The 21,058-nt window shown below is 65.0% G+C and carries 22 protein-coding genes; 11 read left to right on the plus strand and 11 right to left on the minus strand.

The features are described 5' to 3' along the window. The first annotated feature begins 183 nt into the window (after positions 1-183). Genes aat through BM013_RS03120 form a run of 3 tightly spaced genes read left to right on the plus strand, consistent with a single transcriptional unit; the run spans position 184 to position 2,645 of the window. The gene (gene aat / locus BM013_RS03110) at positions 184-948 is read left to right on the plus strand and encodes a leucyl/phenylalanyl-tRNA--protein transferase (protein ID WP_093122627.1); all 765 of its coding nucleotides are present in this window, start codon (positions 184-186) and stop codon (positions 946-948) included. Beyond that, the gene (locus BM013_RS03115) at positions 945-1,778 is read left to right on the plus strand and encodes an arginyltransferase (RefSeq protein ID WP_093122630.1); all 834 of its coding nucleotides are present in this window, start codon (positions 945-947) and stop codon (positions 1,776-1,778) included. Before aat ends, BM013_RS03115 begins: the two co-directional genes overlap by 4 nt. 30 nt (positions 1,779-1,808) lie before the next feature. Then, a complete protein-coding gene (locus tag BM013_RS03120; RefSeq protein WP_093122632.1) occupies positions 1,809-2,645 on the plus strand; it encodes an IclR family transcriptional regulator in 837 nt (278 codons plus the stop codon). Between the two features lie 92 nt (positions 2,646-2,737). On the opposite strand, the gene BM013_RS03125 is transcribed toward BM013_RS03120, so the two are convergent. The 8 genes from BM013_RS03125 to BM013_RS03160 form a co-directional block, all read right to left on the minus strand. Further along, positions 2,738-3,928 (minus strand): serine hydrolase, encoded by a 1,191-nt coding sequence (locus BM013_RS03125; RefSeq protein ID WP_093122635.1) that lies wholly within the window; start codon positions 3,926-3,928, stop codon positions 2,738-2,740. A gap of 117 nt (positions 3,929-4,045) precedes the next feature. Further along, complete coding sequence (locus tag BM013_RS03130) at positions 4,046-5,584, minus strand: 2-isopropylmalate synthase (RefSeq protein WP_093122637.1); 1,539 nt, start codon at positions 5,582-5,584, stop codon at positions 4,046-4,048. Between the two features lie 59 nt (positions 5,585-5,643). Then, positions 5,644-7,347 carry a 2-isopropylmalate synthase gene (leuA, locus tag BM013_RS03135; RefSeq protein ID WP_093122640.1) on the minus strand — a complete coding sequence of 568 codons (1,704 nt, stop codon included), beginning with the start codon at positions 7,345-7,347 and terminating at the stop codon, positions 5,644-5,646. A gap of 207 nt (positions 7,348-7,554) precedes the next feature. Then, positions 7,555-8,379: a CDP-diacylglycerol--serine O-phosphatidyltransferase gene (pssA, locus tag BM013_RS03140; RefSeq protein ID WP_093122643.1), complete on the minus strand. Its 825-nt coding sequence runs from the start codon at positions 8,377-8,379 to the stop codon at positions 7,555-7,557. 184 nt (positions 8,380-8,563) lie between these two features. After that, positions 8,564-9,580, minus strand: a complete 1,017-nt coding sequence (ilvC, locus tag BM013_RS03145; RefSeq protein ID WP_093122648.1) for a ketol-acid reductoisomerase — start codon at positions 9,578-9,580, stop codon at positions 8,564-8,566. A gap of 55 nt (positions 9,581-9,635) precedes the next feature. Beyond that, positions 9,636-9,899, minus strand: a complete 264-nt coding sequence (locus BM013_RS03150) for a DUF4282 domain-containing protein (protein ID WP_093122651.1) — start codon at positions 9,897-9,899, stop codon at positions 9,636-9,638. Between the two features lie 53 nt (positions 9,900-9,952). Then, positions 9,953-10,444, minus strand: coding sequence for an acetolactate synthase small subunit (gene ilvN / locus BM013_RS03155; protein ID WP_093122653.1), 492 nt, complete (start codon positions 10,442-10,444; stop codon positions 9,953-9,955). 111 nt (positions 10,445-10,555) lie between these two features. After that, a complete protein-coding gene (locus tag BM013_RS03160) occupies positions 10,556-12,340 on the minus strand; it encodes an acetolactate synthase 3 catalytic subunit (RefSeq protein ID WP_093123350.1) in 1,785 nt (594 codons plus the stop codon). A 293-nt stretch (positions 12,341-12,633) separates the two neighbouring features. Between BM013_RS03160 and BM013_RS03165 the strand changes: the two genes are divergently transcribed. The 6 genes from BM013_RS03165 to BM013_RS03190 are packed head-to-tail and all read left to right on the plus strand — an operon-like array spanning position 12,634 to position 16,124. Further along, on the plus strand, positions 12,634-13,200 hold the full coding sequence (locus tag BM013_RS03165; RefSeq protein WP_093054421.1) for an RNA polymerase sigma factor: 567 nt from the start codon (positions 12,634-12,636) through the stop codon (positions 13,198-13,200). Then, a complete protein-coding gene (locus BM013_RS03170; RefSeq protein ID WP_093122656.1) occupies positions 13,197-13,622 on the plus strand; it encodes a DUF3619 family protein in 426 nt (141 codons plus the stop codon). Before BM013_RS03165 ends, BM013_RS03170 begins: the two co-directional genes overlap by 4 nt. A gap of 32 nt (positions 13,623-13,654) precedes the next feature. Continuing rightward, positions 13,655-14,485: a DUF3106 domain-containing protein gene (locus BM013_RS03175; RefSeq protein ID WP_093122659.1), complete on the plus strand. Its 831-nt coding sequence runs from the start codon at positions 13,655-13,657 to the stop codon at positions 14,483-14,485. A 19-nt stretch (positions 14,486-14,504) separates the two neighbouring features. Continuing rightward, positions 14,505-15,098: an RDD family protein gene (locus tag BM013_RS03180; RefSeq protein WP_093122662.1), complete on the plus strand. Its 594-nt coding sequence runs from the start codon at positions 14,505-14,507 to the stop codon at positions 15,096-15,098. Further along, entirely contained in the window at positions 15,095-15,502 is a 408-nt protein-coding gene (locus BM013_RS03185; protein WP_093122665.1) for a diacylglycerol kinase, read from the plus strand. Before BM013_RS03180 ends, BM013_RS03185 begins: the two co-directional genes overlap by 4 nt. 31 nt (positions 15,503-15,533) lie before the next feature. After that, entirely contained in the window at positions 15,534-16,124 is a 591-nt protein-coding gene (locus BM013_RS03190; protein ID WP_093122667.1) for an LOG family protein, read from the plus strand. A gap of 58 nt (positions 16,125-16,182) precedes the next feature. Here the strand turns inward: BM013_RS03190 and BM013_RS03195 are convergent, their stop codons facing one another. Both BM013_RS03195 and BM013_RS03200 read right to left on the minus strand, forming a co-directional pair. Then, positions 16,183-16,521, minus strand: a complete 339-nt coding sequence (locus BM013_RS03195; protein WP_093122670.1) for a P-II family nitrogen regulator — start codon at positions 16,519-16,521, stop codon at positions 16,183-16,185. Further along, complete coding sequence (locus BM013_RS03200) at positions 16,518-18,215, minus strand: NAD+ synthase (RefSeq protein ID WP_093122673.1); 1,698 nt, start codon at positions 18,213-18,215, stop codon at positions 16,518-16,520. The genes BM013_RS03195 and BM013_RS03200 overlap by 4 nt, the downstream gene beginning before the upstream one ends. Before the next feature lie 19 nt (positions 18,216-18,234). Between BM013_RS03200 and BM013_RS03205 the strand changes: the two genes are divergently transcribed. Both BM013_RS03205 and BM013_RS03210 read left to right on the plus strand, forming a co-directional pair. After that, positions 18,235-19,389 (plus strand): GNAT family N-acetyltransferase, encoded by a 1,155-nt coding sequence (locus BM013_RS03205; RefSeq protein ID WP_093122676.1) that lies wholly within the window; start codon positions 18,235-18,237, stop codon positions 19,387-19,389. Positions 19,390-19,481: 92 nt separating this feature from the next. Beyond that, positions 19,482-20,243, plus strand: coding sequence for a hypothetical protein (locus BM013_RS03210; protein WP_093122679.1), 762 nt, complete (start codon positions 19,482-19,484; stop codon positions 20,241-20,243). A 66-nt stretch (positions 20,244-20,309) separates the two neighbouring features. Here the strand turns inward: BM013_RS03210 and ppa are convergent, their stop codons facing one another. Continuing rightward, complete coding sequence (ppa, locus tag BM013_RS03215; RefSeq protein WP_093122682.1) at positions 20,310-20,837, minus strand: inorganic diphosphatase; 528 nt, start codon at positions 20,835-20,837, stop codon at positions 20,310-20,312. Positions 20,838-21,058 lie beyond the last annotated feature (221 nt).

A 21,058-nucleotide genomic window follows, 5' to 3' on the forward strand; every position in this document is an offset into this window, starting at 1 on the left:
TGCCGGATCCGCTGTGGTACTGCGAACGCAAGCTGTGCACTATATGGTCTTCGACGGGTCTTGTGGGTGTGTCGTGCCAACGGTTGCAGTGCCCCGGGGACTGTCGGTTGGACGGACCCGGGACATACGCAATTTTCCCGCAACCGGATTCAGTTTCTCGGGAAGCCGTGTATACCTGCATCCATGCGACAACTGCCTTGGCTCGAACCCGGAGACGCCCTTCCCGACCCCGCATCCGCATGGGGCATGGCCGACCCCGTGCCCGGACTTCTTGCCGCCGGCGGTGCACTCGACGTCGATACTTTGATGCAGGCCTACAGCAACTGCGTCTTTCCGTGGTTCAGCGAGGACCAGCCGATCCTGTGGTGGAGCCCGGACCCGCGCATGGTGCTGCGGGTGGCCGACTTCAAGCTGCACCGCTCGCTGCGCAAGACCTTGATCCGATTTGCGGAAACGCCGGGGTGCGAGGTGCGCATCGACCATGGTTTCGAGGCCGTCATCGAGGCCTGCTCGCGCTCGCCGCGCGTGGGCCAGTCGGGCACCTGGATCGTGCCGGACATGGTGAAGGCCTATACGCATTTGCATCGCGCCGGCTTCGCGCACAGCGTCGAGACCTGGATCGACGGCGAGCTGGCGGGCGGCCTCTACTGCGTGGCGCTGGGCCGCGCCGTGTTCGGCGAGTCGATGTTCACGCGCCGGCCCGATGCCTCGAAGATCGCGCTGGCGGCGTTGGTGTCGCTGTGCCGCCATTCCGGCGTGCAGATGATCGACTGCCAGCAGAACACGGCCCACCTCGCGAGCCTGGGCGCGCGCGAAATGGCGCGCAAACGCTTCGTCGCGCACGTGGCTGCCGCGCGACAACTGGAGGGCCCACGGTGGCGATTCGAGCCCGTATACTGGGCCGACATCCTTTCCGCGCGACCTCATTCTCCCGATGTGACGACGTGACGCACCTCAAGGACCTTCCGCTTCACACCCTGCAGTTCTACGCGACGGCGCCCTATCCTTGCAGTTACCTGCCGGATCGCCAGGCCCGCTCGCAGGTGGCCACGCCCAGCCACCTGATCCACAACGACGCCTATTCCGACCTGGTGCTCAGCGGCTTCCGGCGCAGCGGCATGTTCACCTACCGGCCCTACTGCGACGGCTGCCGCGCCTGCATTCCGCTGCGGGTGCTGGCCAACAGCTTCCACCCCAACCGCAGCCAGCGGCGCGCACTCAAGCAGCATGCCGACCTGCAGGCGCGCGTGCTCAAGCTGTGCTTCATGCCCGAGCACTACCAGCTCTATCTGCGCTACCAGAACGGCCGCCACGCGGGCGGCGGCATGGACCACGACAGCATCGACCAGTACACGCAGTTCCTGCTGCAGAGCCGCGTGAATTCGCGGCTGGTCGAGTTCCGCGAAACGCTGCCCGACGGCAGCGCGGGCGCGCTGAAGATGGTGTCGATCCTCGACGTGCTGAACGACGGCATCTCGGCGGTCTATACCTTCTACGAGCCGGACACCCGCGCCGCGCCGGGCAGCGCCAGGCAAGCGAATGGCCCCCAGGGGGGGCAGCAAGAACACGAAGTGTCCAGCGCGGCGACGACGTCCAACGGGTACGGCACCTACAGCGTGCTCTGGCAGATCGAGCAGGCGCGCAAGCTGGGCCTGCCGCACGTCTACCTCGGCTACTGGATCGAACACAGCCCGAAGATGAACTACAAGGCCCGCTTCTCCCCGCACGAAGTGCTGGTGGATGGACATTGGCAGGCATCAACTGATTTCACAAGGTAAAATGGCGCCCGGTCTTCACCGCAGAGCGCCATGAGAAAAAACCAATCAGACATTCCCGCCGTTCCCGTGATCCAGGTGATCGAGCGCATGTTCGCGCTGATCGACGTGCTGGCATCCCGCGAAGAGGCGATTTCGCTGAAGGAGATCAGCGAAAAGACCGGACTCCACCCGTCCACCACCCATCGCATCCTCAATGACCTGGCGGTCGGCCGCTTCGTCGACCGGCCCGAGGCCGGCAGCTACCGGCTGGGCATGCGCCTGCTGGAGCTCGGCAACCTGGTGAAGGGTCGGCTCAACGTGCGCGACGCCGCGCTGGGCCCCATGCGCGAGCTGCACAAGCTCACCCAGCAACCCGTCAACCTGAGCATGCGCCAGGGCGACGAGATCGTGTACATCGAGCGTTCGTACAGCGAACGCTCGGGCATGCAGGTGGTTCGCGCCATCGGCGGGCGCGCCGCGCTGCACCTGACCTCCACCGGCAAGCTGTTCCTGGCGGCGGACGACCCGCAACGGGTGCGCAGCTACGCCACGCGCACCGGCCTGGCCGGCCATACGCGCAACAGCATCACGCAACTGCCCGCGCTCGAGCGCGAGCTGTCGAAGGCGCGCCAGTACGGCATCGCACGCGACAACGAAGAGCTGGAACTGGGCGTGCGCTGCATGGCCGCCGGCATCTACGACGACCAGGGCAAGCTGGTGGCCGGCCTGTCGATCTCGGCACCGGCCGACCGTCTCGACGAAGGCTGGCTGCCCAAGCTGCAGGCGACGGCGAATGAAATCTCGGGGGCGCTGGGGTTCAAGGACGGCATGGCTGCAACGCCTGCGCCGGGCACTGGGGCATCCAGCGCATCTGCCACGGGCGCCTGAGTCGCTGGCGCTCGCGCCCTGCCCCGAAAAGCAAACAGGCCCTGAGAAGGGCCTGTTTTTCGTTGCGGGTCGGTCGACTCCGAGACTCTGAATCAGCCGGCCTGATAAGCCGCGATGTTGCGCGACGCGGCCGGCGAACCGGCGGCATGCGTCGCCTCGACCCAGCGGCGCACGCGTTCCGCATCGGCGATGCGACTGAACTTGCCTGCCGAATCCAGGAACACCATGATCAGCTTGCGGCCGGCCACGCGGGCCTGCAGCACGAGGCATTGGCCGGCTTCGGAGATGTAGCCGGTCTTCTGCACGCCAATTTCCCAATCCGGGCTCTTCACGAGGCGGTTGGTGGTGTTGAACTGCAGCATGCGGTTGCCGACTTCGACCTGGTATTCAGGCGAGGTGGACAGCGAGCGCACCGTGGCGTCGGCATACGCGGCATTGACCAGCAGCGCCAGGTCTTGCGCGCTCGACTGGTTGCGGCTCGACAGGCCCGTGGGCTCGACGTAGCGCGTGTCCTTCATGCCGAGCATCTTGGCCTTGGCGTTCATGATGCTCACGAAGGTCGACAGGCCACCCGGGTAGGTGCGGCCCAGCGCGTGCGCTGCGCGGTTTTCGCTCGACATCAGCGCCAGGTGCAGCAGTTCGCCGCGCGACAGCGTGGTGCCGACCGTCAGGCGCGAGCTGCTGCGCTTTTCGGTGTCGACGTCGTCCTGCGTGATGGTGATCAGCTCTTCATTGGGCAGATGCGCCTCGCTGATGAGCAGGCCGGTCATGAGCTTGGTGAGCGACGCGATGGGCAGCACCGCATGGTCGTTCTTGCTGAACAGCACTTCGTGCGTGTCCTGGTCGATGACCAGGGCGACGCTCGACTTCAGGTCGAGCACATCTTCGGTGCCATGCAGGCCGGCCATCTGGCCGAAGGACTGGCGCGGCGGGGTTTCGACGCGCACCACCGAGCGGCGCTGCACGGCCACCACGGTCTTGCCGTTCTTCTTGTGCAAGGTCGCAACCACGTTGCGGCCACCACGAACGACCTTCTCGGCTTTTTCGGGCTTTTCGGCCCGGCCGGCGCGTGCCGTCTTGGACGACGCGCTGCGCTTGACTTCGACCGGCACGGGACCCTTCGCCTTCTTGGCGACGGCGGTCTTGGTGGCAGCGGGCTTTTCTTTCTTCGCGGCCTGGGCGCCAGGCAGCAAAAACGCCGTGGCGCACAGCGCGACGGCGAGGAATCGGAATGCGGGTAGGAACCGCTGGCTGGAAACTCGGCGGAGACGGGCTTCAGGCATTAATAAATCTCCAGCGGCGACAAACGAGGACCGCAGTGTATCGAAATCAAAAAAGGCACGCAATATCAGTTACTTGCATCCCCTTCTTCAATCGAATACCAAGGAACGCCCGATAACCTAACCCTGTGCCGCAACTCTCTCAGCTTGGCTCTGTAACTTATTGAGGGCACTCAAATAAGCCTTTGCCGAAGCAACCACGATGTCTGGGTCTGCACCCACACCGTTCACCACCCGCCCTGCGTTTTGTAACCGGACTGTAACTTCTCCCTGGCTTTCCGTCGAGCCGCTGATGGCATTTACAGAGTAAAGAACCATCTCAGCGCCGCTCTTGACGTGGGACTCGATCGCCTTCAGGGAAGCATCGACCGGGCCGTTCCCGTCGGATTCGCCCGTGACTTCCTTGCCTTGGACCGTGAAGACGACTTTCGCCTGGGGACGTTCGCCGGTTTCGCTGTGTTGGGAGAGAGAGACGAAAGCAAACTGCTCACCAACGTTCGACACCTCTTCCGCGCTGACGAGCGCGAGGATGTCTTCGTCGAATATTTCGGACTTTCGGTCCGCGAGTTCCTTGAAGCGGAGGAAGGCGGCATTGATCTCGCCCTCGCTGTCCATTGTCACGCCAAGCTCGAGCAGGCGCTGCTTGAAGGCATTTCGGCCGCTGAGCTTGCCCAGCACGATCTTGTTGGCGGCCCAGCCCACGTCCTCGGCACGCATGATCTCGTAGGTGTCGCGCGCCTTGAGCACGCCGTCCTGGTGGATGCCGGAGGCATGCGCGAAGGCATTGGCGCCCACCACCGCCTTGTTCGGCTGCACGACGAAGCCGGTGGTCTGGCTCACCATGCGGCTCGCGGCCAGGATGTGCTGTGTGTCGATGTTGAGGTCGAGCCCGAAGTAGTCCCTGCGGGTCTTCACCGCCATGACCACTTCCTCGAGCGAGCAGTTGCCGGCACGCTCGCCCAGGCCGTTGATGGTGCACTCCACCTGGCGCGCGCCGCCGATCTTCACGCCGGCCAGCGAATTGGCCACGGCCATGCCAAGGTCGTTGTGGCAATGCACCGACCAGATCGCCTTGTCGCTGTTGGGAATGCGCTCGCGCAGCATCTTGATGAAGTTCCCGTAGAGCTCGGGAACGGCGTAGCCCACGGTGTCGGGCACGTTGATGGTGGTGGCGCCCTCGTTGATGACGCTCTCGAGCACGCGGCACAGGAAATCCGGGTCGCTGCGGTAGCCGTCTTCGGGGCTGAATTCGACGTCGCCCAGCTGGTTGCGCGCAAAGCGCACGGCGAGCTTTGCCTGCTCGTGCACTTCGTCGGGCGACATGCGCAGCTTCTTTTCCATGTGAAGCGGCGAGGTCGCAATGAAGGTGTGGATGCGTCCGCGGGCCGCACCCTTCAGGGCTTCGGCGGCACGCGCGATGTCGCGGTCGTTGGCGCGCGAAAGGCCGCACACCGTCGAATCCTTGATCGCATTGGCAATGGCCTTCACGGCCTCGAAGTCGCCGTTCGAGCTGGCGGGAAAGCCGGCTTCGATGACGTCGACCTTCAGCCGCTCCAGCAGCTTGGCGATGCGCATCTTTTCGTCGCGCGTCATCGAGGCGCCGGGCGACTGTTCGCCGTCGCGCAAGGTGGTGTCGAAAATAATGAGTTGGTCGGTCATCGTGGATCTCCTTTGTTCGTTCCCACCTTGCGCATCCGGCTCAAGCGAGCGCTGCAGCGTCAGGCGGCTTCAACCGCCGATTGTGCGCTGTGCGCGCCGCGGCCTCTTGCGCGCTGCACGCCCGAAACGATGGCCTTCAGCGACGCCGTGATCACGTTCGCATCGATGCCCACGCCGAACAGCGTCTGGCTTTCGTCGACGCGCAGTTCGAGGTAGGCCACCGACTTCGCATCGGCGCCGGCGCCGATGGCGTGCTGGTGGTAGTCCATCACGCGCACCGTGTGGCCGGTGGCCTTGCTCAGCGCCTGCGTGAAGGCATCGATGGGGCCGTTGCCGCGGCCTTCGATGGCGCGCACTTCACCGTCCCATGGCAGGTCGCCGCGCAGCATGACGGAGGCTTCGGCGCCCTCGCCTTCTTCCTCGATCACGCGGTGCTGCAGCGACTGCGCGGTCTCGATGCCGTACTCGCGCACGAACAGCTGCCAGAGGTCGGCGGCGGTGAGTTCCTTGCCGGCGACGTCCATCACGCGCTGCACGGTCTGCATGAACTCCATCTGCAGGCGGCGCGGCATCTCGATGCCGTATTCGCTTTCGAGCAGGTAGGCCATGCCGCCCTTGCCCGACTGGCTGTTCACGCGGATCACGGCTTCGTAGCTGCGGCCCACGTCCTTCGGGTCGATCGGGAGGTACGGCATGTCCCAGATGTCGCCTTCCTTGCGTGCGGCGAAAGCCTTCTTGATCGCGTCCTGGTGCGAGCCCGAGAACGAGGTGTAGACCAGGTCGCCCACGTACGGGTGGCGCGGGTGCACGGGAATCTGATTGCAGTGCTCCACCGTGGCGCGGATCTCGTCGATGTTGGAGAAGTCGAGTTCGGGCGACACGCCTTGCGTGTAGAGGTTGAGCGCAACGTTCACGAGGTCGAGGTTGCCGGTGCGTTCGCCGTTGCCGAAGAGGCAGCCTTCGATGCGCTCGGCGCCGGCCATCAAGGCCAGCTCGCCTGCCGCGGTGCCGGTGCCGCGGTCGTTGTGCGGGTGCACGCACAGCACGATCGAGTCGCGGCGCGCGAGGTTGCGGTGCATCCATTCGATCATGTCCGCGAAGATGTTCGGCGTGGAATGCTCGACCGTGGTCGGCAGGTTGACGATGCACTTGCGCTGCGGCGTCGGCGCCCACACTTCGGTGACCGAGTCGACCACGCGCTTGGAGAACACGACGTCGGTGCCCGAGAACATTTCGGGCGAGTACTGGAAGGTCCACTGCGTGTTCGGCTGCTTGGCGGCGAATTCGTTGAACATGCGCGCATGGGTGCTGGCGAGCTCGACGATCTGGTCTTCGTCCATGCCGAGCACCACGCGGCGCATGACGGGCGCCACGGCGTTGTAGAGGTGCACGATGGCGCGCGGCACGCCTTGCAAGGCTTCGAAGGTGCGGGCGATGAGGTGGTCGCGTGCCTGCGTCAACACCTGGATCGTCACGTCGTCGGGAATGCGGTCTTCCTCGATGAGCTTGCGCACGAAGTCGAATTCGACCTGCGACGCCGAGGGAAAGCCGACTTCGATTTCCTTGAAGCCGATGGCCACGAGGGTTTCGAACATGCGCATCTTGCGCGCGATGTCCATCGGCTCGACCAGCGCCTGGTTGCCGTCACGCAGGTCCGTCGACAGCCAGATGGGCGCCTTGGTCAGCACGGCATCGGGCCAGGTACGGTCCTTGAGGCCGATCGGGGCGAATGCGCGGTATTTGCTTTGAGGTTGCTTGAGCATGTCGATTTCTCTGAGTGGTTGGAATTCAACCAGCAACCCCAAAAACAAACGGCCCGTTGCTGGTGCGAACGGGCCGTGGTGAGGGATTAGCGCGTGCGCTACCGTCTCCGCCCGTGAGGGAGGGCTAGTAGGGCCAGCAGCGAAATCTTGGTCATGAGGGTTGCGAATGTAGCACAGCCTCCGCGGGCCTGTGAAGGCCCGCGAATCTCAGTTGTGCAGCCCCCGCTCGTCGGGCTCTTCGGTCGAGGTGCTGATCACGCTCACCGGCTGGCCCTTGGCCTTGCGCCACGCATAGACCACATAGCCGCTCAGGCCGTAGATGACGAACAGGCCGAACAGCACGGTCGGCGGATGGATGTTGATGACCGCGATGCCCAGCGCGATCAGAACGATCGCGGCGAAGGGCACGCTCTTCTTCATCTGGATGTCCTTGAAGCTGTAGAACGGCGCGTTGGTGACCATCGTGAGGCCCGCATACAGCGTGAACGCGAAGGTGACCCAGGTGATCTGCGTCCACGACAGGTACAGCACCTCGCCGCCACGCTTGCCCCATTCGTCCACGAGCCAGATGAAGCCCGCCACGAGGGCCGCGGCCGCCGGCGACGGCAGGCCCTGGAACCAGCGCTTGTCGACCACGCCGGTGTTGACGTTGAAACGCGCGAGACGCAGTGCCGCGCAGGCGCAGTACACAAAGGCCGCGATCCAGCCCCAGCGGCCCAGCCCCTTGAGCGACCACTCGTAGGCGATGAGCGCCGGCGCGGCGCCGAACGACACCATGTCGGACAGCGAATCCATCTGCTCGCCGAACGCGCTCTGCGTGTTGGTCATGCGGGCCACGCGCCCGTCGAGGCTGTCGAGAATCATCGCGGCGAACACGCCGAGCGCCGCGAGGTCGAAGCGCGCGTTCATGGCCATCACGACCGAATAGAAACCGCCGAACAACGCTGCGAGCGTGAACAGGTTCGGCAGGATGTAGATGCCCTTGCGGCGCTTGCGCGGCGGCACCTCGTCGGGAACCGTATCGTCATGCATTGAATTTGCCTCCGTCCCTCATGGGCACTGCGCGGTCAGCTATCCAATCGATAGCATCTTGGTCTGTAAATCGCATGGCCTGCAGTGTAGTTCAGGGGACCTCTTCGGCCCCTGCAAACAAAAGGGCCACCGCGACGGGTGGCCCTTGGGAAACGGGTGCCGAAGCACCCTCTCGCCAGGAAGATCAGTTGCGGGTCTGGTCGACCAGCTTGTTCTTCTTGATCCAGGGCATCATCGCGCGCAGCTTTTCGCCGACGACTTCGATCTGGTGCTCCGAATTCAGGCGGCGACGGCTGATGAGGGCCGGCTGGCCAGCGGCGGCTTCGAGCACGAAGCTCTTGGCGTATTCGCCGGTCTGGATGTCCTTGAGCACTTGCTTCATGACCTTCTTGGTCTCGTCGGTCACGATGCGCGGGCCCGTGACGTACTCGCCGTACTCAGCGTTGTTCGAGATCGAGTAGTTCATGTTGGCGATGCCGCCTTCATAGATCAGGTCGACGATGAGCTTGAGCTCATGCAGGCATTCGAAGTACGCCATTTCGGGCGCGTAGCCGGCTTCCACCAGCGTTTCGAAACCAGCCTTGATCAGCTCGACCGTGCCGCCGCACAGAACCGCTTGTTCGCCGAACAGGTCGGTCTCGGTTTCTTCGCGGAAGTTGGTCTCGATGATGCCGGCCTTGCCGCCGCCGTTGGCGGTGGCGTAGCTCAGCGCGAGGTCACGCGCCTTGCCGGTCTTGTCCTGGTGCACGGCCACGAGGTGGGGCACGCCGCCGCCTTGGGTGTACGTGCTGCGCACGGTGTGGCCCGGGGCCTTGGGAGCGACCATCCACACGTCGAGGTCGGCGCGTGGCTGCACGAAGCCGTAGTGCACGTTGAAGCCGTGCGCGAAGACGAGCGAAGCGCCTTCCTTGATGTGCGGGGCCACGTCGTTCTTGTAGACGTTGGCGATCTGCTCGTCGGGCAGCAGGATCATGACCACGTCGGCCGACTTCACGGCATCGGCCACTTCGGCGACCTGCAGGCCGGCCTTGCCGACCTTGTCCCACGAAGCACCGCCCTTGCGCAGGCCGACCACGACCTTGACGCCGCTGTCGTTCAGGTTCTGCGCATGCGCGTGACCTTGCGACCCGTAACCGATGATTGCGACCGTCTTGCCCTTGATGAGGCTGAGGTCGGCGTCCTTGTCGTAGTAAACCTTCATGATGCGTCTTTCCTATTTAGTCTCGATGCACCCCCATGTGCGGGGGTGCATTCACTCACAGTTGGCCGGAAGAATTCCGGTCCTTCATTTGCTGGTTGATGGACACGAGGTTGTCGTGAATGCGGAACAGCAGGATCAGCAATTCGCTATAGACGCGAACCATGATCGCGCCGAAGACCAGGATGCCGATGGCCGGCAGGATGTTCCCCTGGAACAATGACACGACGGTCATCACGAGCACACCCAGCAGTCCAAGGAAATACAGAATCCGAATGATGATGGGGGTCACCATCTTGTCGAAACCTAGCAAGTCTTGCATTCACCTTCTCCTCATGTGTTGATAGATATTGAAACTGAGGGGATCTGCACCCCCTACACGCGCAGAATGCGCTCGCCGCGCCCGATGCCGCTGGCACCGGTGCGGACAGTCTCGAGGATAGCGCTACGTTCGATCGCTTCCAAGAAAGCGTCGTTCTTGCCGTGGTCGCCGGTGAGTTCGATGGTGTAGCTCTTGTCGGTCACGTCGATGATGCGGCCGCGGAAGATTTCCGCCATGCGCATCATTTCCTCGCGCTCCTTGCCGACCGCGCGCACCTTCACCATCATGAGCTCGCGCTCGGTGTAGGCACCTTCGGTCAGGTCGACGACCTTCACCACTTCGATGAGGCGGTTCAGGTGCTTGGTGATCTGCTCGATCACGTCGTCCGAACCGTTCGTGACGATGGTCATGCGCGAGAGGCTGGCGTCCTCCGTGGGCGCCACCGTCAGCGACTCGATGTTGTAGCCACGGGCCGAGAACAGGCCCACCACGCGGGAAAGAGCACCCGGCTCGTTTTCCAGCAGCACTGCAATGATGTGTTTCATGTTTGCGTGACTCCTCTTTTCGCCGCCCTCCCCCGCGCACGGTAATGCGCGGGCTCGGCGGGCAATAGATTCGTCAGTGAAAGTTGCGAGAAAGAAATGCCCGAGGATCGTTCAGAGATCTTCGGAACCCATCAGCATCTCGGTGATGCCCATGCCTGCCTTCACCATCGGGAACACGTTCTCGGTGGGGTCGGTGCGGAAGTCCATGAACACCGTGCGGTCCTTGAGCTTGCGTGCTTCGCGCAGCGCGGGCTCCACGTCTTGTGGACGTTCGATCAGCATGCCGACGTGGCCGTAGGCCTCGGCGAGCTTCACGAAGTTCGGCAGTGCATCCATGTAGCTGTGGCTGTAGCGGCCGGAGTATTCGATCTCCTGCCACTGGCGCACCATGCCCAGGTAGCGGTTGTTGAGCGAGCAGATCTTGATCGGCGTGTTGTATTGCAGGCAGGTGGAGAGTTCCTGGATGCACATCTGCACCGAGCCTTCGCCGGTGATGGTGAACACTTCCGAGTCGGGCTTCGCGAGCTTGATGCCCATGGCGTAGGGAATGCCCACGCCCATGGTGCCCAGGCCGCCGGAGTTGATCCAGCGGCGCGGCTCGTCGAAGCGGTAGTACTGGGCGGCCCACATCTGGTGCTGGCCCACGTCCGACGTGATGTACGCGTCGGCGTCCTTGGTCATGTTCCAGAGCGTCTCGACCACGTACTGGGGCTTGATGACGTCCGTGTTGCCGCGGTCGTACTTCAGGCAATCGCGCGAGCGCCAAGCCTCGATGGTCTTCCACCAGTCGGCCAGCGCGCCGGCGTCGGGCTTGGCGGTGCTCTCGCGAATCATCGAGATCAGCTCGGTGAGCACGTCCTTCACGTCGCCGACGATCGGAATGTCGACCTTCACGCGCTTGGAGATGCTCGACGGGTCGATGTCGACGTGGATGATCTTGCGTTCGTTCTGCGCGAAGTGCTTGGGGTTGCCGATGACGCGGTCGTCGAAGCGCGCGCCCACGGCCAGCAGCACGTCGCAGTTCTGCATCGCGTTGTTGGCTTCGATGGTGCCGTGCATGCCCAGCATGCCCAGGAACTTGCGGTCGCTCGCCGGGTAGGCGCCCAGGCCCATCAGCGTGTTGGTGACCGGATAGCCGAGCATGTCGACCAGCGTGCGCAGTTCGTTGGTGGCATTGCCCAGCAGCACGCCGCCGCCGGTGTAGATGTACGGGCGCTTGGCGGCCAGCAGCAGCTGCAGCGCCTTGCGGATCTGGCCGCCGTGGCCCTTGCGCACGGGGTTGTACGAGCGCATCTCGACCTTGTCGGGATAGCCGGCGTACGGGGTTTTCTTGAACGAAACGTCCTTGGGCACGTCCACCACCACCGGGCCCGGACGGCCGCTGCGTGCGATGTGGAAGGCCTTCTTCATCGTCATGGCCAGATCCTTGGGATCCTTGACGAGGAAGTTGTGCTTGACGATGGGGCGGGTGATGCCGACCGTGTCGCATTCCTGGAAGGCGTCGAGGCCGATGGCCGCCGTCGGCACCTGGCCCGAGATGATCACCATCGGGATCGAGTCCATGTACGCCGTTGCGATGCCGGTGACCGCATTGGTCAGGCCGGGACCGGAAGTGACCAGCGCCACGCCGACTTCGCCGGTCGCGCGCGCATAGCCGTCCGCCGCATGGACTGCCGCCTGTTCGTGGCGCACCAGCACGTGCTGGATGGTGTCCTGCTTGTAGAACGCGTCGTAGATGTACAGAACCGCGCCGCCTGGGTAGCCCCAGATGTACTGGACGCCTTCGGCCTGCAGTGCCTTGACCAGCACTTCGGCACCCATGAGTTCTTGCGTGGAGTTGCCGGCGCCTGAAGACGCGGCTGCTGCGGAAGCGATTTCCGCCTTGGAGATTTCCATGATCAACCTTTGTTTATTTCGGGAACGAAATACCTTGGGTGCCCCTTGCCAACCCTTGTGAGGTCGCGCCAGGACTTGAGGCCAAAGCCATGAGCGGACTGATGTTCCGCCGGACCGTGACCCGTTTGCCTTTTGACTTGCAACGGCGATTATGGCACTTCCGCGCGTTCAGATTCGCTTCATCTGACTTGTAAACCTATAAAGGCATAATTCGCGGCCATAAGACACATAAGCGATCGCTAGCCCCTTTTCCCACGCTTCCCATGCGGCGCGCCCTGCGCGCCCCCTCTCGCTTGGCCACTGAACAAGAACTCTCCGATTTCCTGAAAAGCGTCGAACGACGCGCTTTCAAGCGCTCGGTCTATCACGTGCGGGATGAAGAAGCGGCGCTCGATATCGTGCAGGACAGCATGATGAAGCTCGCGCAGCACTACGGCGACAAGCCCGCCGCCGAGCTGCCGATGCTGTTCCAGCGCATCCTCTCGAACTGCACGCTCGACTGGTTTCGCCGCCAGAAGACCCGCCGCGCCCTTTTCTCCAACCTCAGCGACTTCGATTCCGTCGACGACGACGGAGATTTCGACCTCCTTGAGAACTTCGTCTCGCCGACCGACTCTAGGGAATCGGAGAGCGCCGAAGACACGACCCGCCGCGCCCAGGTCTTCCACGAAATCGAGGAACAGATCGCGGCATTGCCGGGCCGTCAACGCGAGGCTTTCCTGATGCGTTACTGGGAGGAAATGGACGTCGCAGAGACGGCCGCCGCAATGGGCTGCTCCGAAGGCAGTGTCAAAACCCATTGTTCGCGAGCCGTTCACGCTCTGAGCAAGGCGCTCAAGGCCAAGGGAATATCGCTATGAACACTAAGGTTCCAACCACATCATCCACCGCTGCCGAGGACGAGTTCGGCCAGCGCCTGACTGCCCGCCTTTCGGCCGGCAATCGCGAGTTGCCGCACGACATCGGCGAGCGGCTGCGCGTGGCGCGTGCGCAGGCCGTGGCCGCGCGCAAGCTGGCACCGCAATTGCGAACCGCCCCCGTGGTGGTGCAATCGGGCCACACGGTCGCGCTGGGTGGCGGCTGGTGGACGCGCATCGGTTCGGTGGTGCCCCTGATCGCACTCGTGGCCGGCCTGATCACCATCAGCGTGATGCAGGACGACGACCGCGCCAGCGAGCTGGCCGAAGTGGACTCCGCGCTGCTCACCGGCGACCTGCCGCCGGCCGCCTACACCGACCCCGGCTTTGCCCAATTCCTGAAGGCCGACAGCGCCTCCGACTGAACCTCTACAGACAGAAATTCCCGACCGACCGAATGCGACGCCGTTCCTCCTCCAGCGCGAACACGCCACGCCCGACGCGCCCGCTCCCGGCGGGCGCCGTCGTTTGGGCAGGCGCGCTTGCAGTCGCCGCCTTCGGCCTGACGCTTGCCAACGCCCAGCCGCACGCGGGCTCGGCCTCTGCCACCTCCGCGGCCGCGAGCAGCCCCAAGGCCGTCTCGACGACCAAGCCGCTGTGGAGCGAACTCACCGCCGAGCAGCAGCAGGCCCTGAAGCCGCTGAGCGTGCACTGGAACACGCTCAACATCGGCCAGAAGAGAAAGTGGCTGGCCCTCTCGCGCAACTTCGCGAGCATGTCGGCCGACGACCAGAGCACGCTGCACAGCCGGATGATCGAATGGGCCGCGCTCAGCAACCAGCAGCGCAGCCAGGCCCGGTTGAACTTCGCCGAGGTCAAGCGCATTCCGCCGGACGAGCGCAAGGCCAAGTGGGAGCAGTACCAGGCCCTGAGCGAAGAAGAAAGGCGCAAGCTCGCCGAGAGCGCGCCGATCAAGCCTCGCGGCGCGGCCATTCCGGTGCGCCCGGTGTCGTCGCAGCGGCTCGTGCCGGTGCCGGCGGTCACGCCCGGCGGCCAGCACACGCCGAGGATCCTGCTCGCCCCGCCTGCCCCGGCGACCGCTCCCGCAACGATCATGGTGGCGTCACCACCCGAACGCGCGTCTGGCGCAACAGCGACGTCCGCGGTCGTCGTCACCCCGGCGGCACCCGCCGCGCCCGCGCCGTCCAGCGCGGCATCGCCGCCGGTTCCTGCCGAAGCCCAGGTGCCCGCACCAGCGGCGGCCGACGCCCCCTCCTCCGCTCCCTGATTTCCGACACAAGGCTTCGATGGTTTCCAGCCCTCCCGAGGCGTCGGGGTCAGACCAGCCCGGCTCGCCCCTTGCGCCCGTCGCGCCTGCAACCACCGCTCCTGTTTCGATAGCTCCCCGCGCTTCCGGCACTCCCGGTCTCTGGCGCCGGATGGCCTGTTGGCTCTACGAAGGCATGCTGCTGTTCGCGGTGGTGTTCGTGTCGGGGTGGCTCTTCAGCACGCTCGGCCAGATGCGCGACGCCATGGATTCGCGGCGCCACCTGCTGCAGGCTTTTCTTTTCGTCGTATTCGGCGTGTACTTCGTGTGGTTCTGGACCAAGGGCCAGACCCTCGCCATGAAGACCTGGAACATCCGCATCGTCGACACGCACGGCCGCCCCGTCAGCCAGCGCCGCGCCCTTGCGCGCTACCTGCTGGGCTGGATCTGGTTCCTGCCGCCGCTGGCCGCCATTGCACCCTTCAAGCTGTCGGGCGGCGAATCGGCCGTGCTGATCTTCGGCTGGGTCGCCGTCTGGGCCTTGCTTGCACGTTTTCACCCCGAGCGCCAGTTCTGGCACGACGCCTGGGCCGGTACGCGGCTCATCACCTCCAAACCGATGAGTCGCCAATGAGTGCCTTGCCCAAACTGCCCGATCCCGCCGTCAACCCGCAGAAGGCGCGCAAGGGGTTCGAGCGCGTGTTCCACGCCACGCTGATTTCCCTGCAAGGCCTGCGCGCCGGCTGGAGCGAGCCCGCCTTCCGCCAGGAAGCCATCCTGTCGATCGTCATGATCCCGGTGGCCTTCTGGCTGGGCCGCAGCTGGGTCGAAGTGGCGCTGCTCGCGGGCAGCGCCATCCTGGTGATGATCGTCGAGCTGCTCAACACCGCCGTGGAAGCGGCCATCGACCGCATCGGACCCGAATGGCACGACCTCTCCAAGCGCGCCAAGGACATGGGCAGCGCCGCCGTGCTGCTGTCGCTCACGCTGTGCGGCGGCATCTGGGCCGCCGCGCTGTGGCAACGCTTCGTGTCATGAGCCGGCCCGCCGGCTGCGGCATGATGGCAACATGAATCCTGAATTTTCGATCTGTGTGTATTGCGGCTCGCGCCCCGGCGAGCGCCCCGAGTTTTCCCAGGCCGCCCAAGCGGTCGGCCAATGGATCGGACAGCACCGCGGCCAACTGGTCTACGGTGGCGGGCGCACCGGCCTGATGGGCACGGTGGCCGAGGCCACCCGCCAGGCCGGCGGCCGCGTGGTCGGCGTCATTCCCAAGGCGCTGGTCGACAAGGAACTGGCCAACCCCCTGTGCGACGAACTGCACGTGGTCGACACCATGCACGAGCGCAAGGCCATGATGGGCGAGCGCGCCGACGCCTTCGTTGCCCTGCCGGGCGGCATCGGCACCTTCGAGGAACTGTTCGAGATCTGGACCTGGCGCCAGCTCGGCTACCACGACAAGCCGACCGGCATCCTGAACACCGCCGGCTATTACGACGGCCTGCTGGGCTTCCTGGCGCACAGCGTGCGCGAGGGGTTCATGGGCGAATGGCAGATGAACCTGATCCGCACCGGCACCGAGGTGCCCGAGCTGCTGACGGCGCTGCGTGCCGAAGTGCCGCTGCATCCGCGCGAAGACAGGCTGTCGGAAAACCTCTGACCCGCCTCCCTCTCGCCATCGCCAGCAAAAAGCCCCCGTCACCGGGGGCTTTCTTGTTTCAGACGGCGTTTTCGTTCTCTTCACCGGTGCGGATGCGCACGATGCGGTCCACGCTGGTGACGAAGATCTTGCCGTCGCCGATCTTGCCGGTGCGCGCCGAATTGACGATGGCCTCGATGCAGCGCTCCACATCGGCCTCGTTCACGACCACTTCGACCTTCATCTTGGGCAGGAAGTCGACCACGTACTCCGCGCCGCGGTAGAGCTCGGTGTGCCCCTTCTGCCGGCCGAAGCCCTTGACCTCGGTGACGGTCAGGCCGGTGACGCCCACTTCGGCCAAGGCCTCGCGCACGTCCTCGAGCTTGAAGGGTTTGACGATGGCGGTGATCTGCTTCATGGGATTTGTGCTCCGGCGGTTTCGTTGAATTTGCTGGTGATAGGGTAACGCCAATCCTTGCCGAAGCTTCGATGGGTCACCCGGATGCCTACCGGCGCCTGGCGCCGCTTGTATTCGTTGATCTTGATCAGCCGTGCAACACGCTCGACCACCGCGCGGTCGTAGCCCGCGGCAATGATCTCGTCGATGCCCTCGTCGTCCTGCATGTAGCGTGCCAGGATTCCATCGAGGATGTCGTAGGGCGGCAGGCTGTCCTGGTCGGTCTGGTCGGGCCGCAGCTCGGCGCTGGGGGGGCGCGTGATGATCCGCTCGGGAATCGGCTGCGTGCCGGTTCCGTACGGGTCGTGGGCGTTACGCCAGCGCGCCAGCGCGAACACCGTGGTCTTCAGCAGGTCCTTGATGACCGCGAAACCGCCCGCCATGTCGCCATACAGCGTGCAGTAGCCGGTGGCCATCTCGCTCTTGTTGCCGGTGGTGAGCACGATCGAGCCGAACTTGTTCGACAGCCCCATGAGCAGCGTGCCGCGGATGCGGGCCTGGATGTTCTCCTCGGCCGTGTCGTCGGGCCGGCCCTTGAACTCCTCGGCCAGCGCGCCCTTGAACGACTCGAAGGTGTGCTTGATGGAAATCTCGTCGTAGCGCACGCCCAGGCGCTCGGCCATGTCGCGCGCGTCGATCCAGCTGATGTCGGCGGTATAGGGCGAAGGCATCATCAACGCGCGGACCTTGTCCTTGCCCAGTGCATCGACCGCGATGGCAAGCACCAATGCGGAGTCGATCCCGCCCGAGAGCCCCAGGATGGCGCCCGGAAAGCCGTTCTTGCCGATGTAGTCGCGCACGCCCAGCACCAGGGCGTCCCACAGCTGCGCCTCGGCGTCGCGCACCGGCGCAATGGCTGCCGGTTCCGCCGTGAAGCCCACGCCGCCGTGTGCCGTGCGCTCCAGCTGCACAAACAGCAGCTTCTCCCGGAAGCTCTCGGCCTGCATGGCGACGTCGCCATCGGCCTGCAAGGCGAAGGAAGCGCCGTCGAACACCACCTCGTCCTGCCCGCCGACCAGGTGCGCGTACACCAGCGGCAGTCCCACGGCTCGCGCGCGGTCGGCCATGCGCGCGACGCGCTCGCCTTCCTTGCCCACGTGGTACGGCGAGGCATTGATCACCGCCAGCACCTCGGCGCCGCTTTCGCGGGCCAAGTCGGCCGGCTGGTCGAACCACGCGTCTTCGCAGATCAGGAGGCCGACCGACACACCGCCCGCCTCGAACACGCAGGTGCCCTGCCCCGGCGTGAAGTAGCGGCGCTCGTCGAACACCTGGTAGTTGGGCAGCTCGCGCTTGGCATAGGTCTCTAGGATGCGGCCTTCCTTGATGACGCTGGCCGCGTTATGGCGCATCTGAACGGCCACCGAACGGCTGCGCAGGCTGCCACCGGTCGGATGCCCCACCACCACGACCATGTCTTTGAGGTCGGCCAGAGCGGCGGCAATGCCTTTCACGGCATCATCACAGGCTTCGGTGAAGGCGGGACGGAGGAACAGGTCCTCCGCTGCGTAGCCGGCAATCGAGAGTTCGGGCGTCAACAGCAGGCGCGCGCCCTGTGCATGGGCCCGGCGCGCGGCGTCGACGATCTTTTTTGCGTTGCCGGCGAGGTCGCCCACCACAAAATTGAGTTGCGCGATGGCGAGCTTGAGCGTCATACAGAAGGAAGAAAAAGGCTTGAACGATTATGTCATTCGGGTTCTGTCGTCGCCGTCGGACGTGAGCCCGGAAGCATGGAACGCGCTGCTCGCCGCCGAGGCCGAGCCCTCGCCTTTCATGCGCCACGAATACCTCGCGGCGCTGAACGACAGCCGCAGCGCCACGCCCGACAGCGGGTGGATGCCCCAGTTCGTCACGCTGTGGCAAGGCGACACCTTGCAGGCGGCGTGCCCGTTCTACATCAAGGACCATTCGTACGGCGAGTACGTGTTCGACTGGGCCTGGGCCAACGCCTACGAACAGCACGGCCTCGCCTACTACCCGAAGGCCGTGGTCGCGGTGCCCTTCACGCCCGTGCCCGGTGCACGGCTGCTGGCGCGCGACGCCCAGAGCCGCACGCTGCTGGTGCAGGGGCTCATCGCGCTGTGCAAGCAGGAGGCGCTGTCGTCGCTGCACCTGCTGTTCGGGTCCGACGCCGACATCGCGGCCTGCACCGAGGCCGGCCTCATGCTGCGCAACACGGTGCAGTTCCACTGGACCAACGCGCAGTACGCGGATTTCGACGCCTTCCTCGCCAGCCTCTCGCACGACAAGCGCAAGAAGATCCGCCAGGAGCGCCGCAAGGTGGCCGACGCGGGCGTGAGCTTTCGCTGGTCGCGCGGGGCCGACATCTCGAAGGCCGACTGGGACTTCTTCTACCGCTGCTACGAGCGCACCTACCGCGAGCATGGCAACCCGCCCTACCTCACACGCGACTTCTTCCGGCGCATGGCCGACACGATGCCCGAGGCCTGGCTGCTGTTCATCGCCGAGCGCAACGGCAAGCCCATGGCCGCCAGCCTGATCGCGCTGTCGACGCAGCCCGGCGAGCCACCGGTCGCCTACGGCCGCTACTGGGGTGCGCTGGAGCGCGTCGACTGCCTGCACTTCGAGGCCTGCTACTACCAGCCGCTGGCCTGGTGCATCGCGCACGGGGCGACGCGCTTCGAGGGCGGCGCCCAGGGCGAGCACAAGATGGCCCGCGCACTCATGCCGGTGAAGACCACCAGCGCGCACTGGCTGGCGCATCCGTCGTTCGCCGACGCGGTCGAGCGCTTCCTGGAGCGCGAGGGCGAGGGCATCGAGAACTACATGGACCACTTGGGCGAGCGCAGCCCGTTCAAGGCCGCCTGAGCGGGGCCACGGCCGCCAGAACTGCCCCCGCCCGGCCATGCGGGGCTGCTATAAACGCGCCCGACATCCACAACAACACAGAGGGAAACCCGATGCCATTCGTCGGACTGGGGCTGCACATCTTCATCGCGCTGTTCTTCGCCGTGCATGCGATGCGCCACGGCAAGCAGATGTACTGGCTCATCATTCTTTTCAGCTTCCCGCTGCTCGGCAGCATCGTGTACTTCGTGGTCGAGTACCTGCCCGCCTCGCGCATGCAGCGCACCGCCGGCAAGGTGGCCAGCGCGGCCATCGGCTTCATCGATCCCGAGCGCGAATACCGCGCCGCCGCCGAGGCCTACGACCTCGCGCCCACCGCGCAGAACAAGCTGCGCCTGGCCAAGGCCGCACTCGACCGCGGCCAGGCCGCCGATGCCGTGGGCCACTACCGCGACGCGCTCAAAGGCCCCCTCGCCTCCGACCCCGAACTGCAGTTCGGCCTGGCCAGCGCGCTGCTGGCCGCGGGCGGCCCCGCCGCCGGGCGCGAGGCGCTGCAGGCGCTCCAGTCCCTGCGCGCCACGCGCGACGACTACCGCCGCGACGAGGTCGCCGTGCTCACCGCCCGCGCCCTGGCCGCCGACGGGCGGCAACAGGAGGCACGCGAGGCCTTCGAAAGCGCGCTGCGCCAGCACAACACGGTCGAGACCCGCGCCCGCTACATCGCATGGCTGGCTGAACAAGGGGATGCCACCGGCGCGCAACGCCAGTGGGATGAGCTCCAGCAGGCGGCACGCCACTGGAACTCCCACGCGCGAACGGTCAATCGCGAGTGGATGCGGCTGGCCTCGGAAGCCTCGAACAGGCTCCGGGCCTGAAGCCGCTGGTCCAAGCGGCCGCATGCGCATGCGGCCCCTCGGACGCCGCCTTGCGGCGGCAACAACTTACTTCTTGTAAGCGGCGATGCCGTCCAGGATTTCCTTCTTGGCGGAGTCGATGCCTTCCCAGCCCAGCACCTTGACCCACTTGCCGGCTTCCAGGTCCTTGTAGTGCTCGAAGAAGTGGCTGATGGCCTTCAGGCGCATCGGGTTCACGTCGTCGACCGACTTCCAGTGGCTGTAGATCGGCAGCACCTTGTCGGTGGGCACGGCCAGCACCTTGCCGTCGACGCCGGCTTCGTCTTCCATCATCAGGATGCCCAGGGGGCGGCACGGCACCACCACGCCCGGCAGCAGCGGGTACGGTGCGATCACCAGCACGTCGACCGGGTCGCCGTCGCCCGACAGCGTCTGCGGCACGTAGCCGTAGTTGGCGGGGTAGTACATGGCCGTCGTCATGAAGCGGTCGACGAAGATCGCGCCCGATTCCTTGTCGACTTCGTACTTGATCGGGTCGGCGTTCATCGGGATTTCGATCACGACGTTGAAGGCATCGGGGACGTTCTTGCCGGGGGAAACTTTGTCGAAGGACATGACGTTTTTCGAGTAGTTGAAAAGTATGAGAAGGATGGGGACAAACCCGGAGTTTACTTTCCGCGTCACCGCACGGTCGCACACGCGCTCGTTTTTGCCTGTAAATTGCAACCGTTGGCCAATCGGCTCCGCACCCAAAGTGCAGTGAGCTTCGAGGAAGCAACGCGGCGGAAATCATGCTCCCGTACGCGTTGCACGCAGGGTTCATGGCGTCCGTCTCC

The organism is Variovorax sp. OK605, assembly GCF_900115445.1.
Lineage (GTDB): Bacteria > Pseudomonadota > Gammaproteobacteria > Burkholderiales > Burkholderiaceae_C > Variovorax.

Bases quoted from the DNA above. Each gene is read 5' to 3' on its own strand.
- aat (WP_093122627.1), top strand. From the start codon at position 184: ATGCGACAACTGCCTTGGCTCGAACCCGGAGACGCCCTTCCCGACCCC.
- BM013_RS03120 (WP_093122632.1), top strand. From the start codon at position 1,809: ATGAGAAAAAACCAATCAGACATTCCCGCCGTTCCCGTGATCCAGGTG.
- BM013_RS03125 (WP_093122635.1), bottom strand. From the start codon at position 3,928: ATGCCTGAAGCCCGTCTCCGCCGAGTTTCCAGCCAGCGGTTCCTACCC.
- BM013_RS03130 (WP_093122637.1), bottom strand. From the start codon at position 5,584: ATGACCGACCAACTCATTATTTTCGACACCACCTTGCGCGACGGCGAA.
- leuA (WP_093122640.1), bottom strand. From the start codon at position 7,347: ATGCTCAAGCAACCTCAAAGCAAATACCGCGCATTCGCCCCGATCGGC.
- pssA (WP_093122643.1), bottom strand. From the start codon at position 8,379: ATGCATGACGATACGGTTCCCGACGAGGTGCCGCCGCGCAAGCGCCGC.
- ilvC (WP_093122648.1), bottom strand. From the start codon at position 9,580: ATGAAGGTTTACTACGACAAGGACGCCGACCTCAGCCTCATCAAGGGC.
- BM013_RS03150 (WP_093122651.1), bottom strand. From the start codon at position 9,899: ATGCAAGACTTGCTAGGTTTCGACAAGATGGTGACCCCCATCATCATT.
- ilvN (WP_093122653.1), bottom strand. From the start codon at position 10,444: ATGAAACACATCATTGCAGTGCTGCTGGAAAACGAGCCGGGTGCTCTT.
- BM013_RS03160 (WP_093123350.1), bottom strand. From the start codon at position 12,340: ATGGAAATCTCCAAGGCGGAAATCGCTTCCGCAGCAGCCGCGTCTTCA.
- BM013_RS03170 (WP_093122656.1), top strand. From the start codon at position 13,197: ATGAACACTAAGGTTCCAACCACATCATCCACCGCTGCCGAGGACGAG.
- BM013_RS03175 (WP_093122659.1), top strand. From the start codon at position 13,655: ATGCGACGCCGTTCCTCCTCCAGCGCGAACACGCCACGCCCGACGCGC.
- BM013_RS03180 (WP_093122662.1), top strand. From the start codon at position 14,505: ATGGTTTCCAGCCCTCCCGAGGCGTCGGGGTCAGACCAGCCCGGCTCG.
- BM013_RS03185 (WP_093122665.1), top strand. From the start codon at position 15,095: ATGAGTGCCTTGCCCAAACTGCCCGATCCCGCCGTCAACCCGCAGAAG.
- BM013_RS03190 (WP_093122667.1), top strand. From the start codon at position 15,534: ATGAATCCTGAATTTTCGATCTGTGTGTATTGCGGCTCGCGCCCCGGC.
- BM013_RS03195 (WP_093122670.1), bottom strand. From the start codon at position 16,521: ATGAAGCAGATCACCGCCATCGTCAAACCCTTCAAGCTCGAGGACGTG.
- BM013_RS03200 (WP_093122673.1), bottom strand. From the start codon at position 18,215: ATGACGCTCAAGCTCGCCATCGCGCAACTCAATTTTGTGGTGGGCGAC.
- BM013_RS03210 (WP_093122679.1), top strand. From the start codon at position 19,482: ATGCCATTCGTCGGACTGGGGCTGCACATCTTCATCGCGCTGTTCTTC.
- ppa (WP_093122682.1), bottom strand. From the start codon at position 20,837: ATGTCCTTCGACAAAGTTTCCCCCGGCAAGAACGTCCCCGATGCCTTC.